Here is a 16,227-nt window from a genome sequence, read left to right as displayed (position 1 = left end):
CCTTCAGATCCTTTTGCCGGTGGCGGTGTCGAACCAGTGCAGGCGGTCCAGCCGCGGCGTGACGTGGATGGTCGCGCCGACGGCCGGCGGCGTGTGGTTCTCGTCGGTGCGCACGATGATCTGCTCGCCGTTCATGCGGCAGTAGATCAGCCGTTCGGCGCCGAGCATTTCCAGCGTTTCGACTTCGAGCGCCCAGCCCGCGGACGCATCGGTCGTCACGTCCAGGTGCTCGGGCCGGATGCCGAGCGTGGCGCCAGCCTTGCCGCCCAGGCGCTCGTTCGGCCCCTTGGTCAGCAGGTTCATCGGCGGCGATCCCATGAAACTGGCGACGAAGGTGGTGGCCGGGCGGGAATACACCTCTTCGGGCGTGCCGAACTGTTCCATGTAGCCGGCGTTCATCACCATCATGCGCTGGGCCAGGGTCATGGCCTCGACCTGGTCGTGGGTCACGAACAGCGAGGTGATGCCGAGTTCACGGTGCAGCTTCTGGATTTCGAGCCGGGTCTGCACGCGCAGCTTGGCGTCGAGGTTGGACAGCGGCTCGTCGAACAGGAACACCTGGGGCTGGCGCACGATGGCGCGGCCCATGGCCACACGCTGGCGCTGGCCGCCGGAGAGCGCGCGGGGCTTGCGGTCCAGCAGGTGGCCGAGTTCCAGGATCTTGGCGGCCTTGTCGACACGGGTCTTGATCTCGTCGACCGGCACCTTGGCGATCTTCAGGCCGTAGGCCATGTTGTCGAACACGGTCATGTGCGGGTAGAGCGCGTAGTTCTGGAACACCATGGCGATGTCGCGTTCGCTGGGCTCGAGCCGGTTGACCACCTTGCCGCCGATGCAGATGTCGCCTTCGCTCACCTCTTCGAGCCCCGCCACCATGCGCAGCAGCGTGGATTTGCCGCAGCCCGACGGGCCGACGATGACGATGAACTCGTGGTCTTTGATTTCGGCGTTGACGCCGTGCAGCACCTTCACCTCGGTTTTGCCCGAGCCGTAGCGCTTGATGACGTTTTTCAGGGAAATGGAAGCCATGTCGGTTGGTGTTGTTTGCTATCGATTAAGGAGCTGGTGGCGCAGATTGGTTATGGTTTGAAGGCCAAAATGTACGGCTTTCAAATGGCCGTTCGGGCTGAGCTTGTCGCAGCCTTGGGTGCTGGCGACGGCACTTCGACCAGCTCAGTGCGAACGGGGGCTCGGTTCATTTTTCAGTGTCGACCAGGCCTTTGACGAACCATTTCTGCATGAGGATCACGACCAGCGCGGGCGGCAGCATGGCCAGCAGCGCGGTGGCCATGACCACGTTCCAGCCGGTCTGGCCGTCGCCGCCGGAGATCATGCGTTTGATGCCGATCACCACGGGGTACATGTCTTCGCTGGTGGTGGCCAGCAGCGGCCACAGGTACTGGTTCCAGCCGTAGATGAATTGAATGACGAACAGCGCGGCCATGGAGGTCTTGGAGAGCGGCAACAGGATGTCCTTGAAGAAGCGCATCGGGCCGGCGCCGTCCATGCGCGCGGCCTCGAGCAACTCGTCGGGCACGGTCAGGAAGAACTGGCGGAACAGGAAGGTGGCGGTGGCCGAGGCAATCAGCGGGATCGTCAGGCCGGCATAGCTGTTGAGCATGCCCAGGTCGGACACGACCTTGTAGGTCGGGCCGATGCGCACCTCCACCGGCAGCATCAGCGTGACGAAGATCGCCCAGAAGAAGAAACCCTTGAGCGGGAAGCGGAAGTACACGATGGCAAACGCCGACAGCAGCGAGATGGCGATCTTGCCGATGGTGATCACCATGGCCGTGACGAAGCTGACCCACATCATGCGGGCCACGGGTGCGTCCGAGCCGCCGCCTTCGCTGGCGCCGCCGCCGAACAGGGCGATCTTGTAGCTTTCCCACATGTGGCCGCCGGGCAGCATCGGCATCGGCGCCTGCACGATCTCCTGCGCGGTGTGGGTCGAGGCCACGAAGGCCAGATAGAGCGGGAAGGCGACGATGACGACGCCGACGATCATGATGACGTGGGCGAGGATGCCTAGAGTACCGCGGCGTTCAACCATGGTTGACCTTCATAGAAATCTTTGTGGAAGAAATGGCCGCCGAGGCAGCTCGTTGCCAACAGACGCGCGTTCCAGGAACACCGCGGGACCGGCTTTGCCGGACCGCTGGTGTTGCCCCCTGCAAGGGGGTTGGCGAGCGACACGTAGCGCGCGAAGACTGGGGGTGTTCAATAGTTCACTTTCTTCTCGACGAACTTGAACTGCACCACGGTGAGCGCCACGACGATCACCATCAGCACCACCGACTGCGCGGCCGAGCCGCCGAGGTCCATGGCCTTGAAGCCGTCGTAATACACCTTGTAGACCAGGATCGAGGTGTCCTGCCCCGGGCCGCCGTGCGTGGCCGCGTCGACGATGGCGAAGGTGTCGAAAAACGCGTAGACCACGTTGATCACCAGCAGGAAGAACGTGGTGGGCGACAGCAGCGGGAACTGGATCGTCCAGAAGCGGCGCCACGGCCGCGCGCCGTCGATGGCGGCGGCCTCGATCAGCGATTTCGGGATCGACTGCAGGCCAGCGAGGAAGAACAGGAAGTTGTAGGAGATCTGCTTCCAGACCGCAGCCACCACGATCAGCGTCATCGCATGCGTGCCGTTGAGCAGATGGTTCCAGTCGAAGCCGAGCTTGCCCAGCGCATAGGCCACCACGCCCAGCGACGGCGAGAACATGAACACGAACAACACGCCGGCCACTGCGGGCGCCACGGCGTAGGGCACGATCAGCAGCGTCTTGTAGAACAGCGCGCCCTTGATGACGCGGTCGGCGAACACGGCCAGCATCAGCGACAGCGCGATGCCGATGCCCGCCACCAGCACGGAGAACACCGCCGTTGTCTTGAACGAGGCGAGGTAGCCCGGGTCGCTGAACAGCGTCTGGAAGTTCTCGAAGCCGACCCATTCGGTGGAGGAGCCGAACGCGTCCTGCAGCTGGAAGGATTGCAGCAGCGCCTGGCCCGCGGGCCAGAAGAAGAAGACCGAGATGACGATCACCTGGGGTGCCAGCAGCAGCCAGGGCAGCCAGGCCGAGCGGAACAGAACGCGTTTTTCCATGGGGCTCCAACTAGCTTGCCCTCGGCGCCACCCGGAAGCCGGAGGCGGAGGGCCACAAAAGAAGAGGAGCGCAAAACCGTCGCCGGCCCTGGCTCCTTCGACGGACGATGCCTTACTTGTTGGCCTTCTGGAAGCGTTCGAGCAACTCGTTGCCGCGCTTCACGATGCTGTCCAGCGCTTCCTTGGGTGACTTCTTGCCGGCCCAGACCTGTTCCAGTTCCTCGTCTTCCACGGCGCGGATCTGCGGCAGGTTGCCCAGGCGCAGACCCTTGCTGTTGTCCGTCACCTTGCGGATCATCTGGTTCACGGCCACGTCGGTGCCGGGGTTCTGCTTGTAGTAGCCGGACTTCTCGGTCAGCTCGAAAGCCGCCGTGGTGGCCGGCAGGTAGCCGGTGCGCTTGTGACTGGCCGACTGCACCTCGGGGCGCGAGATGTAGCTGAAGAACTGGGCCACGCCCTTGTATTCGTCGGCCTTCTTGCCCGACATGACCCACAGGCTTGCACCGCCGATCACCGTGTTCTGCGGTGCGCCGGGCACGTCCTGGTAGTAGGGCAGGGGCGCCACGCCATAGGCGAACTTGGCGTTCTTGGCGACGTTGCCGTAGAAGCCGGAGGAGGTGTTGATCATGGCGCATTCACCCGAGACGAAGCTGGCCTCGGGGATGTTCTGGCGGCCCTTGTAGACGAACAGGCCCTGCTTGGCCATGTTGGACAGGTTCTCGATGTGGCGCAGGTGCAGCGGCGAATCGATCTTGAGCCGTGCGTCCAGGCCGGCCATGCCGTTGGACTTGCTCGCGTATTCGACGTTGTGCCAGGACGAGAAGCTCTCCAGTTGCGTCCAGGTCTGCCAGGCCGTGGTGAACGGGCACTTGTTGCCGGCGGCCTTGAGCTTGGCCGCGGCCAGCGTGACTTCGGGCCAGGTGGTCGGCGCCTTTTCGGGATCGAGGCCGGCGGCCTTGAAGGCGTCCTTGTTGTAGTAGAAGACGGTGGTGGAGCTGTTGAACGGGAAGCTCACCATCTGGCCGGCCGGGTTGGTGTAGTAGCTGGCGATGGCCGGGATGTAGGCCTTGGGGTCGAACTTCTGGCCGCCGTCCTGCATGATCTTGGTGACCGGGATCACCGCGCCCTTGCTGGCCATCATGGTGGCGGTGCCGACTTCGAACACCTGCAGGATCGCCGGTGCGTTGCCCGCGCGGAAGGCGGCGATGGCCGCAGCCATGGACTCGTCGTACTGGCCCTTGTAGGTGGGCACGATCTTGTAGGCGGTCTGGCTGGCGTTGAATTCCTTGGCCAGGTCGTTGACCCATTCGCCGTTCACGGAGGTCATCGAATGCCACCATTGGATCTCGGTCTGGGCCTGGGCATTGCCAATGAAGCATGCGGTGAGCGCGACGACGGCCGAAGCCGCAGCCGAAGGGGTGAATTTCATGAAGTCTCCTGGAGGAAGGTGCTGAATGGAACAGCGAATGTTATTTTCTAAGTGTGACAGATTTACGAAAATTTATTCCGATTCTGACAGTTCGTGTACCGGGAAAACCCGTTTGTGCACCGCATCGCCGTCCGATCCGCGACAGGCCGGATGGCCCCGTCGGATTTCCTTTCCGGATGGCCCTTTCGACAGCGCAGGCACCGCTCGCGCGTGCCCGTGTGGCGCATGGCCGCATGCTAGCATCGCCGTCCCTCCGGGCAGGCCCGTCTTCCCCTCGGCCGCCCGCTCCATTTCTCGACCCTAGGCACCGCATGACGAGCAAGACATCCCTGGACAAAAGCAAGATCAGATTCCTGTTGCTCGAAGGGGTCCATCCTTCTGCCATCGAATTGCTGCGGGCCCAGGGCTACAGCCAGATCGAGACCGTGCCCAAGGCGCTGCAGGGCGAGGAGCTCAAGGCCAAGATCGCCGACGTGCATTTCATCGGCATCCGGTCGCAGACCCAACTCACCGCCGACATCTTCGCGAACGCGCCCAAGCTCGTCGCCGTGGGCTGCTTCTGCATCGGCACCAACCAGGTCGACCTGAACGCCGCGCGCGAACGCGGCGTGGCGGTGTTCAACGCGCCGTATTCCAACACCCGCTCGGTGGCCGAACTCGTGCTGGCCGAAGCCATCCTGCTGCTGCGCGGCGTGCCCGAGAAAAGCGCACTCGCGCACCGCGGCGGCTGGCTCAAGTCGGCCACCAATTCGTACGAGATCCGCGGCAAGACGCTGGGCATCGTCGGCTACGGCTCGATCGGTACCCAACTCTCGGTGCTGGCCGAGGCGCTCGGCATGCACGTGGCGTTTTTCGACACGGTCAGCAAGCTGCCGCTGGGCAATGCGCGCCAGGTGGTCAAGCTGCACGACCTGCTGGCGCAGAGCGACATCGTCACGCTGCACGTGCCCGAGCTGCCGTCCACGCAATGGATGATCGGCGAGGCCGAGATCGCGGCGATGAAGCCCGGCAGCATCCTGATCAATGCCTCGCGCGGCAGCGTGGTCGTGATCGAGGCGCTGGCGGAAGCATTGAAGGCGAAGAAGCTGCTCGGTGCGGCGCTGGACGTGTTCCCGGTCGAGCCCGGCAGCAACAAGGACGAATTCGTCTCGCCCTTGCGCGGGATGGACAACGTCATCCTCACCCCGCACATCGGCGGCTCCACCATGGAGGCGCAGGCCAACATCGGCGTGGAAGTGGCCGAGAAACTGGTCAAGTACAGCGACAACGGCACCTCCACCTCGTCGGTCAACTTCCCCGAGGTGGCGCTGCCCACCCATGCGGGCAAGCACCGGCTGCTGCACGTGCACCGCAACCAGCCGGGTGTGCTGTCGGCGATCAACCAGGTGTTCTCGGACAACAAGATCAACATCGCCGGGCAGTTTCTGCAGACCAACGAGGCGATTGGTTACGTGGTGATCGATATCGATGCGGCGTCGAGCGACCTGGCGCTGGAGAAGCTGGGCCAGGTGCCCGGCACGCTGCGCACACGCGTGCTGTTTTGAATGGGGTGTGCCTGGCGAGGCAGCGGGCCGTCGCGGCGTTCGCTTGCAAGTCGGGCGTGGATGCCTAACATGTATGAACCAACACCAGGGGGCCATGCCATGCCGACGCAGGAAAACCAGGTCAGTGATGCAACGAAGCCTCGACCCGATCGGATGGCGCGGTCGGCGCATCGCCCCACGGTCGCTGCCGGAGCGGGCGCGGTTGGCGCGCAAGCGGTCGGTGCCCTGGCCCTTGGCGCCTTCGCGATCGGCGCCCTGGCCATCGGGGCACTCGCGATCGGCCGGCTGGCGATAGGGCGTGCCCGGGTGCGACGACTGGAGATCGATGAGCTGGTGGTTGGCCGCCTCCACCTCCTCGAGCACTTGCCGGCGCCGCGACGTCGCGACACTGAGCAATAGCCGCACAGGTCCCGCGCGCGGCTTCAGCGGGATCGGAGTCCCTGGCCTAAAATCATCCCCCCGAGGCCCGTGGGCGATGTCGCCCCATCCGGGTACCCAGGCCAGCCAAGTTATCCCACATGAATGCTCCCACCGCGTTGTCCACCCTGCTGTCGCAGGCCCCGGAGGCCGTGCGCCTGCGCGAAATCCCGTACAACTACACCTCGTTCTCCGACCGCGAGATCGTCATCCGCCTGCTCGGTGCCCGCGCCTGGGACTTGCTCAACGAACTGCGCGAGGAGCGCCGCACCGGCCGTTCGGCGCGCATGCTGTACGAGGTGCTGGGCGACATCTGGGTCGTGCAGCGCAATCCCTACCTGCAGGATGACCTGCTCGACAGTCCCAAGCGCCGCAAGCAGCTGGTCGATGCGCTTCAGCACCGGTTGACCGAGGTCGAGAAACGCCGCACGCCCGATGCGGACGCCGGCCGCGACGCACTCGTGGGCGAGTTGCTCGTGGCCGCGCGCCAGGCCGTGCGCCAGTTCGATGCCGCCTTCGTCGAGGTCACCGAACTGCGCCGCAGCGCCCGGAAGCTGCTGCAGCGCCTCACGGCGAAGGACAACATCAAGTTCGACGGCCTCTCGCGCGTGTCGCACGTCACCGACGCCACCGACTGGCGTGTCGAATACCCGTTCGTGGTGCTCACGCCCGATTCCGAGGCCGAAATGGCCGGCCTGGTCAAGGGCTGCATCGACCTCGGTCTGACCATCATTCCGCGCGGCGGCGGCACCGGCTACACCGGCGGCGCGATCCCGCTGACCTGGAAGAGCGCGGTCATCAACACCGAGAAGCTCGAAGCCATGAGCGAGGTCGAGATGGTGACGCTGCCCGGCGTGGCGCAGCCCGTGGCCACCATCTTCAGCGAGGCCGGCGTGGTCACGCAGCGCGTGGCCGATGCGGCCGAGCGCGGCGGCCATGTGTTCGCGGTCGACCCGACTTCGGCCGAGGCCTCGTGCATCGGCGGCAACATCGCCATGAACGCCGGCGGCAAGAAGGCCGTGCTCTGGGGTACGGCGCTCGACAACCTGGCCTCGTGGCGCATGGTCACGCCGCAGGCCGAGTGGCTGGAAGTGACGCGGCTCAACCACAACCTGGGCAAGATCCACGACGTGGAGGTGGCGAGTTTCGAGCTGCAGTATTTCCAGGCCGACGGCAAGACCAAGATTCGCACCGAGCGGCTCGACATCCCCGGCTCGACCTTCCGCAAGGAAGGCCTGGGCAAGGACGTGACCGACAAGTTCCTCGCCGGCCTGCCAGGCATCCAGAAGGAAGGCTGCGACGGCTTGATCACCAGCGGCCGCTGGATCGTGCACCGCATGCCGCAGCACACGCGTACGGTCTGCCTCGAATTCTTCGGCAACGCCAAGGACGCGGTGCCGAGCATCGTCGAGATCAAGGACTTCATGTTCGCCGAGCAGAAGCGCACCGGCGTGCTGCTCGCGGGGCTGGAGCATCTGGACGACCGGTACCTGAAGGCCGTGGGCTACGCCACCAAGAGCAAGAAACACGGCGGCCTGCCAAAGATGGTGCTGTTCGGCGACATCGCCGGCGACAACGCCGACGACGTGGCGCGCGCCACCTCCGAAGTGGTGCGCATCGCCAATTCGCGCAGCGGCGAAGGCTTCATCGCCATCAGCCCCGAGGCACGCAAGAAGTTCTGGCTCGACCGCAAGCGCACGGCCGCCATCAGCCGCCACACCAACGCCTTCAAGATCAACGAAGACGTGGTGATCCCGCTGCCGCGCATGGCGGAATACACCGACGGCATCGAACGCATCAATATCGAGCTCAGCTTGAAGAACAAGCTTGCACTGTGCGACGCGCTCGACGCCTTCTTCACCCAGGGCCAGCTGCCGCTGGGCAAGCAGGACGACGCGCACGAGATTCCGTCGGCCGAACTGCTCGAAGACCGCGTGGGCCAGGCCGTGGCGCTGATCGCAGAAGTGCGTGCACTGTGGCAGGGCTGGCTCGACCAGGTGGACAGCCTGTTCCCGCAGCTGCAGGACCACTCGCTGCGCGCCAGCTGGAAGACGCAGATCCGCGCCGGCTTGCAGAAGATCTTCACCGGCGCCTCGTTCCAGCCCATCCTGGAAGAGTGCAACAGCATCCACCAGACCGTGCTCAAGGGCCGCGTCTGGGTGGCGCTGCACATGCATGCCGGCGACGGCAACGTGCACACCAACCTGCCGGTGAACAGCGACAACTACGAGATGCTGCAGACGGCGCACGAGGCGGTCAAACGCATCATGGCGCTGGCGCGCAGCCTGGACGGCGTGATCTCGGGCGAACACGGCATCGGCATCACCAAGCTCGAATTCCTGAGCGACGCGGAATTGCAGCCGTTCACCGACTACAAGCAGCGCGTCGACCCGGAAGGGCGTTTCAACAAGGGCAAGCTGCTACGAAATGTAGAGCTGCCTGCGCAGATAGGTTCTGGGTCCGCGGCCGATTTGACGAAAATCTACGCCGACCTGACCAACGCCTATACCCCGAGCTTCGGCCTGATGGGGCACGAGTCGCTGATCATGCAGCAGAGCGACATCGGCGCGATTGCCGACAGCATGAAGGACTGCCTGCGCTGCGGCAAATGCAAGCCGGTGTGCGCCACCCACGTGCCGCGTGCCAACCTGCTGTACAGCCCGCGCAACAAGATCCTGGCCACCTCGCTGCTGGTCGAAGCCTTCCTGTACGAAGAGCAGACGCGGCGCGGCGTCTCCATCAAGCACTGGGAGCAGTTCGAGGACGTGGCCGACCACTGCACGGTGTGCCACAAATGCCTGTCGCCCTGCCCGGTGAAGATCGACTTCGGCGACGTGACCATGAACATGCGCAACCTGCTGCGCAAGATGGGCAAGAAGAGCTTTCGGCCCGGCAATGCGGCGGCCATGTTCTTCCTGAACGCGACGAACCCCGAGACCATCAAGTTCGCGCGTTCGGCCATGGTCGACGTCGGCTTCAAGGTGCAGCGTTTCGCCAACGACATGATGCGCGTGGCCGCCCGCAAGCAGACGGCCAAGCCGCCGGCCACGCTCGGCACCGCGCCGATCAAGGAGCAGGTGATCCACTTCATCAACAAGAAGATGCCGGGCAACCTGCCGAAGAAGACGGCGCGCGCCTTGCTGGACATCGAGGACAAGGACTACGTGCCGATCATCCGCAACCCCAAGGCCACCACGGCCGAGACGGAAGCGGTGTTCTACTTCCCGGGCTGTGGCTCGGAGCGCTTGTTCAGCCAGGTCGGCCTGGCCACGCAGGCCATGCTCTGGCACGCCGGCGTGCAGACCGTGCTGCCGCCGGGCTACCTGTGCTGCGGCTATCCGCAAAAGGGCAGCGGCCAGTTCGACAAGGCCGAGAAGGTCATCACCGACAACCGCGTACTGTTCCACCGCGTGGCCAACACGCTGAACTACCTCGACATCAAGACCGTGGTGGTGAGCTGCGGCACCTGCTACGACCAGCTGCAGGGCTATGAATTCGACAAGATCTTCCCCGGCTGCCGCATCATCGACATCCACGAGTATTTGCTCGAGAAGGGCATCACGCTGAACAATGGCGCGGGCTACCTGTACCACGACCCCTGCCACACGCCGATGAAGCTGCAGGAGCCGATGAAGACGGTAAAGGCGCTGCTCGGCGACAACGTGCTCAAGAGCGACCGCTGCTGCGGCGAATCCGGCACGCTGGGCGTGACCCGGCCCGACATCTCGACGCAGATCCGTTTCCGCAAGGAAGAAGAGCTGCGCAAGGACGAGGCCAAGCTGCGCGACTCGGGTAAGGTGGCCGCCGACGCCAACGTGAAGATCCTCACCAGCTGCCCCAGTTGCCTGCAGGGCCTGAGCCGCTACGGCAACGACCTGAACAATGGCTTGCTCGAGGCCGACTACATCGTGGTCGAGATGGCCAACCAGATCCTCGGCGACCAGTGGCTGCCGACGTATGTGGAAGCGGCCAACAACGGTGGGATCGAGCGGGTGCTGGTATGAACAAGGAATGCTCATGGCTGGTTTGAAGGCCGGCGCACCGACCCCCACCGCGATCACCGTGCACGGACAGTCGCGCGTGCTGGAGGTCGGCTTCTCCGACGGCGCGAATTTCCGCATCCCGTTCGAACTCATGCGCATCTATTCGCCATCGGCCGAAGTGCAGGGCCATGGCGCGGGCCAGGAAATCCTGCAGACCGGCATGCGGGACGTGACGCTCGCAGGGTTGGAGCCGGTGGGCAACTACGCGGTGCAGCCGGCTTTCTCCGACGGGCACAACTCCGGCATCTTCACCTGGGATTACCTGTATTTCCTGGGCTCGCAGCAGGCGCAGTTGTGGGCCGATTACGCCAAGCGACTGGAAGCGGCAGGTGTGGACCGCGATGCCCCGATGCCTGCCAAAGGCGGGCACGGCTGCGCCAGTCACTGATGTTTGGCGTTGCTACGGATTCGGTAGCGCGCTGCGCAGGCTGATGGCGCGCTACGGCGTTATTTTTATTTGAAACCAAGGCTGCAATGCCCTGCCGAATGCAGGGTTGAGGCGGGTCCCGCGGCCTTCTTGATCTAGTATACAAACCATGGCATCTACCCATTTCGGCTTCCAGACCGTTGAAGAGGACGACAAGGCACGTCGCGTGCGCGGCGTGTTCGATTCGGTCGCGCCCAAGTACGACCTGATGAACGACCTGATGTCGATGGGCCTGCACCGCGCCTGGAAGGCGTACACAGTGCTCGTGGCCGACGTGCGCGAAGGCGCGCAGGTGCTCGACATCGCTGGCGGCACCGGCGACCTGGCCATGGCTTTCGCCAAGAAGGCCGGCGCCACGGGCCGGGTGGTGCACACCGACATCAACGAAGCCATGCTGCGCACCGGCCGCGATCGCCTGCTGGATGCGGGCATCGTCCTGCCGACCGTGGTCTGCGATGCCGAAAAGCTGCCGTTCGCCACCGCTTCCTTCGACGTGGTCAGCGTGGCCTTCGGCCTGCGCAACATGACCCACAAGGACGTGGCGCTCGCCGAGATGAACCGCGTGCTCAAACCCGGCGGCAAGCTGCTGGTGCTGGAATTCTCTAAGGTGGCTAAGCCGCTGGAGAAGGCCTACGACTGGTACTCCTTCAAGGTGCTGCCGCGCCTGGGCAAGCTCGTGGCCGGCGACGACAGCAGCTACCGCTACTTGGCCGAGTCGATCCGCGTGCATCCGGGCCAGCAGGAATTGAAAGCGTTGATGAAAACGGCCGGTTTCGGCCACGTGGATTACCACAACCTGACCGGCGGCATGGTGGCCTTGCACGTCGGCATCAAATGTTGAATCGCTCCTACAACAAACATAACACTGTCAAAGCGACGAAACGTCCCCACATGGCTATCAATCGAATTCTGGAGGCACTATGAAAATCTGGGCAATCATCCTCACCGCCACCCTGGCGCTGACCACGGTGCTCGACGCCGACGCGGCACGCCGCCTGGGCGGCGGCAAGTCGTTCGGCAAGCAGTCGAACAACGTGACGCAACGCGAGGCCGCGCCCGCAGCGCCTGCCGCACCGGCGCAAAACAGCGCAGCCGCGGCGCGTCCCAACACGCCGGCCGCCGCACCGGCTGCCGCCGCACCGAAACGCCCATGGGGCGCGATGCTCGGCGGGCTGGCCGCGGGCCTGGGGCTGGCCTGGCTCGCGAATTCGCTGGGGCTGGGCGCGGCGTTCGGCCAGTTCATGCTGATTGCGCTGCTGGTGCTGGTGGCCATGGTGGCGATCGGCTGGTTCATGCGCCGCAAGCAGGCGGGTGCACCGGCCCAACGCAGCAGTCCGTTCGCATTCCAGGGCGCGGGTGACGGTTCGCCGGCCTACCGCCCCGAAAACGTGGGCAACGACGCTTCCGCGCGGCCGTTCGAGCGCCAGAACACGGCCTTCGAATCCGCCGGTGCGGGCCAGACGGCGGCCGGCGGCCTGGGCATCGGCTCGGCGCTGATCGGTTCGCAGGCCTGGGGCGTGCCGGCCGGTTTCGACGAAGCCGGTTTCCTGCGCGCCGCGAAGAACAACTTCGTAACCCTGCAGTCCGCATGGGACGGCGCAGACATCGCCTCGCTGCGCGCCATGATGACCGACGACATGGTGAAGGAAATCCAGGCGCAGCTCACCGAGCGCGAAGCCCACACCGGCGGCCCGAACAACAAGACCGACGTGGTCATGCTCGAAGCCAAGCTGCTCGGCATCGAGGACATCGGCGACGACTACATGGCCAGCGTCGAGTTCTCCGGCATGATCCGCGAGGAGCCTTCGGCCGGCCCGAGCCCGTTCCGCGAAGTGTGGAACATGACCAAGCCGAAGAGCGGCAGCAGCGGCTGGCTGGTGGCAGGGGTTCAAGCCCTGCAATAGGCGTCGCACGGCGGCTGGTACATACAATGGGGACTATGGCAACACAGTCCCCATTTCCTTTTTTGAACGACATGCTTGGCAAGCTCGGTTCCGGGCTTCAGCCGCCCGCCTGGGTGGTTGACGAAGTCCAGCACCGCATCGTGCTGCTGCTGAACCACGTGCTGATGCAGGAACCCGAGGCCACGTCCCGGCTGGCGCGGCAAAAGGGACGGGTCGTGCTGCTGCAATGGCGCAGCATCCAGCTGCCCTTGGTGGCCACACCGGCCGGCCTGCTCGACCTCGCCGCTGCCGGCGACCATCCCGACCTCACGCTGACCATCACCGACGAGTCGCCGCTGCAGCTCGCCCAGGCGGCACTGCGCGGCGACAAGCCCAACGTACGTATCGCCGGCGACGTGCAACTGGCGGCCGAGGTGAACTGGCTCTTCGACCATGTGCGCTGGGACCTGGAGGAGGACCTGTCGCGCATCGTCGGTGATCCGGTGGCCCACACCATCGGCCAGGCCGCGCGTTCGGTGGGGCAGGCCTTGCGACGCTTCGTCGGCGGCCGCAAGGATGCCGCAGCCGGCCATGACGAGGCCGGCAAGGCCGCTCCATGAGCCGGTTGTTCCGCGGCGTCTTCATTGTCTGGATCGTTCTGCGTTATGGCCTCGATGAACTGGTACTGACCAGCTTCCAGAAGCCATGGCTGCGCGTGCTCGCGCGCATCCTGTCTGTGGGCCGCCGGCTCGACGCGCCGCGCGGCCAGCGCCTGCGCGAGGCGCTCGAACGGCTCGGACCGATCTTCGTGAAGTTCGGCCAGGTGTTGTCCACGCGGCGCGACCTGCTGCCGGCCGACATCGCCGACGAACTCGCGCGCCTGCAGGACCGCGTGCCGCCGTTTCCTTCCGAAGTGGCGGTGGCCACCATCGAGCGCGCGTTCCGCCGCAAACTCGAAGACATCTTCGTGAGCTTCGAGCAGACGCCGGTGGCGAGCGCGTCGATCGCCCAGGTGCATTTCGCCGTGCTCAAGGACCGCGGCGGCACGCACCGCGACGTGGCGGTGAAGGTGCTGCGACCGGGCATGCTGCCGGCCATCGAGGGGGACCTGGGCCTGATGCGCACCATGGCCAGCTGGGTGCAGAGCCTGTCGGCCGACGGCAAGCGTCTCAAGCCGATGGAGGTGGTGGCCGAGTTCGACAAATACCTGCACGACGAGCTCGACCTCGTGCGCGAGGCCTCGAGCGCCGCGCAGCTGCGCCGCAACATGGAAGGCCTGGACCTGGTGCTGATCCCCGAGATGTTCTGGGACTACTGCGCCACCGAGGTCATCGTGATGGAACGCATGGTCGGCATCCCGATCAGCCAGACCGAACGCCTGCGCGCGGCCGGTGTCGATTTTTCCCAGCTCGCGCGCGACGGCGTGACGATCTTCTTCACCCAGGTGTTCCGCGATGGATTCTTCCATGCCGACATGCATCCGGGCAACATCCAGATCAGCGTCGAGCCGGCCACCTTCGGTCGGTACATCTCGCTCGACTTCGGCATCGTCGGCACGCTCACGGAGTTCGACAAGGAATACCTGGCGCAGAACTTCACGGCGTTTTTCCGGCGCGACTACAAACGTGTGGCCGAGCTGCACATCGAATCCGGCTGGGTGCCGGCGAACACGCGTGTGGATGAGCTGGAGGCCGCGATCCGCGCCGTGTGCGAGCCGTATTTCGACCGGCCACTGAAGGAGATTTCACTGGGCATGGTGCTGATGCGGCTGTTCCAGACTTCGCGTCGCTTCCATGTCGAGATCCAGCCGCAACTCGTGCTGCTGCAGAAAACCCTGCTCAACATCGAGGGCCTGGGCCGCGAACTCGACCCGGACCTCGACCTCTGGCACACGGCCAAGCCTTTCCTGGAGAAGTGGATGCTCGAGCAGATCGGTCCGCAGGCGCTGTTCAAGCAGCTGCGCGACGAGGCACCGCGCTACGCGAAGCTGTTGCCCGAACTGCCGCGGCTGCTGGTGGATTTCCTGCGCCACGGCGGCTCCGACGGCCGCGCGGCCCAGCAGCGGCGCCAGCTCGAGGATTTGTTGCAGGAGCAGAAACGCACGAACCGCATCCTGCAAGGTGTGCTGTACGGTGGCATCGGGTTCGCGCTCGGCCTGTTGGTCATGCGCCTGATGTTCCGGGCGCAGTTCGGGTTCTGAATCTGCCTCTCGGCCTGTGAGGCGGGCCTGCCTCTTTCCAGAGATACCGCGGAACCGGCTTCGCCGGGCCGCAGGTATCGCCCCCTGCAAGGGGGTGGGAGCTACACGCAGTGAGCGACATGGGGGTGCGCAATATAATCATGGGTTTTGCAACCCCACCAGAGCTTCTTCACGCCATGCCTATCTACGCTTACAAATGCGAATCCTGCGGGCAAAGCAAGGACGTCCTGCAGAAGATGTCCGACGCGCCGCTGACCGTCTGCCCATTCTGCGGCGCCGAAGCATTCAAGAAGCAGCTCACGGCCGCGGGTTTCCAGCTCAAGGGCTCCGGCTGGTATGTGACGGACTTCAGAAACGGCGGCACCTCGGCGCCGGCACCGGCCACCACCGCGGCCGACGCGGCCAAGCCGGCGGCTTCGAGCGATACGCCGGCAAAGTCCGCCGATGCACCCGCGCCCGCACCGGCGCCTGCCGCCAAGAACGACACCGCGGCCGCACCCGCAAAAGCCGCCGCGCCGCGAGCGGCCGACTGAGCGCCGACGATGGGTGCCGTGCGTAAATGGTTGTTGTCGGGCCTGCTGGTCATCGTGCCGGTGGCCATCACCATCTGGGTCCTGCAGTGGGTGATCGGCACGCTCGACCAGACCCTGCTGATCCTGCCCGCGCAGTGGCAGCCCGACCGCCTGCTCGGCTTTCACATGCCGGGCTTCGGCGTCCTGCTGGCGCTGGCGATCCTGCTGGTGGTCGGCGCCGCCGCGAGCAACTTCTTCGGCCGCAAACTCGTCGACTACTGGAACCGGCTGCTGCACCGCATCCCGATCGTGCGTTCGATCTATTCGGGTGTGAAGCAGGTCTCCGACACCTTGTTCTCCGAAAACGGCAATGCCTTCCGCAAGGCGGTGCTGGTGCAGTGGCCGCGCGAAGGCGCGTGGACCATCGCCTTCGTCACCGGCGTGCCGCGCGGCGACACGGCCAATTACCTGCAGGGCGATTTCCTGAGCGTCTACGTGCCGACCACGCCGAACCCGACGGGCGGCTACTTCATCATGCTCAAGGCCAGCGACTGCATCGAACTGAAGATGAGCGTGGACGATGCGCTGAAATACATCGTCTCCATGGGGGTGGTGGCGCCCGGCATGCCCGTCGACACCGTGCCCAAGCTGCCCTCCTAACGTTCAACGT

14 protein-coding genes are annotated in these 16,227 nt (G+C 65.0%); 10 read left to right on the top strand and 4 right to left on the bottom strand.

Annotated features, from left to right (window positions below; translation table 11 throughout):
• Window positions 1-3: 3 nt before the first annotated feature.
• From RD110_RS21335 to ugpB, 4 genes are all read right to left on the bottom strand, one after another.
• Window positions 4-1,029 (bottom strand): sn-glycerol-3-phosphate import ATP-binding protein UgpC, encoded by a 1,026-nt coding sequence (locus RD110_RS21335; RefSeq protein WP_076201830.1) that lies wholly within the window; start codon window positions 1,027-1,029, stop codon window positions 4-6.
• Between the two features lie 166 nt (window positions 1,030-1,195).
• Window positions 1,196-2,053, bottom strand: a complete 858-nt coding sequence (gene ugpE / locus RD110_RS21330; protein ID WP_076201828.1) for a sn-glycerol-3-phosphate ABC transporter permease UgpE — start codon at window positions 2,051-2,053, stop codon at window positions 1,196-1,198.
• 167 nt (window positions 2,054-2,220) lie between these two features.
• On the bottom strand, window positions 2,221-3,102 hold the full coding sequence (gene ugpA, locus RD110_RS21325) for a sn-glycerol-3-phosphate ABC transporter permease UgpA (RefSeq protein WP_076201827.1): 882 nt from the start codon (window positions 3,100-3,102) through the stop codon (window positions 2,221-2,223).
• A 112-nt stretch (window positions 3,103-3,214) separates the two neighbouring features.
• Complete coding sequence (ugpB, locus tag RD110_RS21320; RefSeq protein ID WP_076201825.1) at window positions 3,215-4,531, bottom strand: sn-glycerol-3-phosphate ABC transporter substrate-binding protein UgpB; 1,317 nt, start codon at window positions 4,529-4,531, stop codon at window positions 3,215-3,217.
• 311 nt (window positions 4,532-4,842) lie between these two features.
• On the opposite strand from ugpB, the gene serA reads away from it, so the two are divergent.
• The 10 genes from serA to RD110_RS21270 all read left to right on the top strand — a co-directional run bounded on the left by serA (window position 4,843) and on the right by RD110_RS21270 (window position 16,217).
• The gene (gene serA, locus RD110_RS21315; protein ID WP_076201824.1) at window positions 4,843-6,075 is read left to right on the top strand and encodes a phosphoglycerate dehydrogenase; all 1,233 of its coding nucleotides are present in this window, start codon (window positions 4,843-4,845) and stop codon (window positions 6,073-6,075) included.
• A gap of 99 nt (window positions 6,076-6,174) precedes the next feature.
• A complete protein-coding gene (locus tag RD110_RS21310) occupies window positions 6,175-6,474 on the top strand; it encodes a hypothetical protein (protein ID WP_204249993.1) in 300 nt (99 codons plus the stop codon).
• A 119-nt stretch (window positions 6,475-6,593) separates the two neighbouring features.
• A complete protein-coding gene (locus RD110_RS21305) occupies window positions 6,594-10,496 on the top strand; it encodes a DUF3683 domain-containing protein (RefSeq protein ID WP_076201821.1) in 3,903 nt (1,300 codons plus the stop codon).
• 13 nt (window positions 10,497-10,509) lie between these two features.
• A complete protein-coding gene (locus RD110_RS21300) occupies window positions 10,510-10,923 on the top strand; it encodes a gamma-butyrobetaine hydroxylase family protein (RefSeq protein WP_076205397.1) in 414 nt (137 codons plus the stop codon).
• A 148-nt stretch (window positions 10,924-11,071) separates the two neighbouring features.
• Window positions 11,072-11,803, top strand: coding sequence for a bifunctional demethylmenaquinone methyltransferase/2-methoxy-6-polyprenyl-1,4-benzoquinol methylase UbiE (gene ubiE, locus RD110_RS21295; RefSeq protein ID WP_076201819.1), 732 nt, complete (start codon window positions 11,072-11,074; stop codon window positions 11,801-11,803).
• 79 nt (window positions 11,804-11,882) lie between these two features.
• The gene (locus tag RD110_RS21290) at window positions 11,883-12,866 is read left to right on the top strand and encodes a Tim44 domain-containing protein (protein WP_076201818.1); all 984 of its coding nucleotides are present in this window, start codon (window positions 11,883-11,885) and stop codon (window positions 12,864-12,866) included.
• A 35-nt stretch (window positions 12,867-12,901) separates the two neighbouring features.
• On the top strand, window positions 12,902-13,465 hold the full coding sequence (locus RD110_RS21285; RefSeq protein ID WP_076201816.1) for a ubiquinone biosynthesis accessory factor UbiJ: 564 nt from the start codon (window positions 12,902-12,904) through the stop codon (window positions 13,463-13,465).
• Window positions 13,462-15,045 (top strand): ubiquinone biosynthesis regulatory protein kinase UbiB, encoded by a 1,584-nt coding sequence (gene ubiB / locus RD110_RS21280; RefSeq protein WP_076201814.1) that lies wholly within the window; start codon window positions 13,462-13,464, stop codon window positions 15,043-15,045. The genes RD110_RS21285 and ubiB overlap by 4 nt, the downstream gene beginning before the upstream one ends.
• A 176-nt stretch (window positions 15,046-15,221) precedes the next feature.
• Window positions 15,222-15,578 carry an FmdB family zinc ribbon protein gene (locus RD110_RS21275; protein ID WP_076201813.1) on the top strand — a complete coding sequence of 119 codons (357 nt, stop codon included), beginning with the start codon at window positions 15,222-15,224 and terminating at the stop codon, window positions 15,576-15,578.
• Between the two features lie 9 nt (window positions 15,579-15,587).
• Window positions 15,588-16,217, top strand: a complete 630-nt coding sequence (locus RD110_RS21270; protein WP_076201811.1) for a DUF502 domain-containing protein — start codon at window positions 15,588-15,590, stop codon at window positions 16,215-16,217.
• Window positions 16,218-16,227: the final 10 nt, after the last annotated feature.

It is taken from the genome of Rhodoferax koreense, from assembly GCF_001955695.1.
GTDB classification, from domain to species: Bacteria; Pseudomonadota; Gammaproteobacteria; order Burkholderiales; family Burkholderiaceae_C; genus Rhodoferax_B; species Rhodoferax_B koreensis.
The sequence above is the reverse complement of the archived record's forward strand: the minus strand, read 5'-3'. Positions and strand labels throughout refer to the sequence as shown.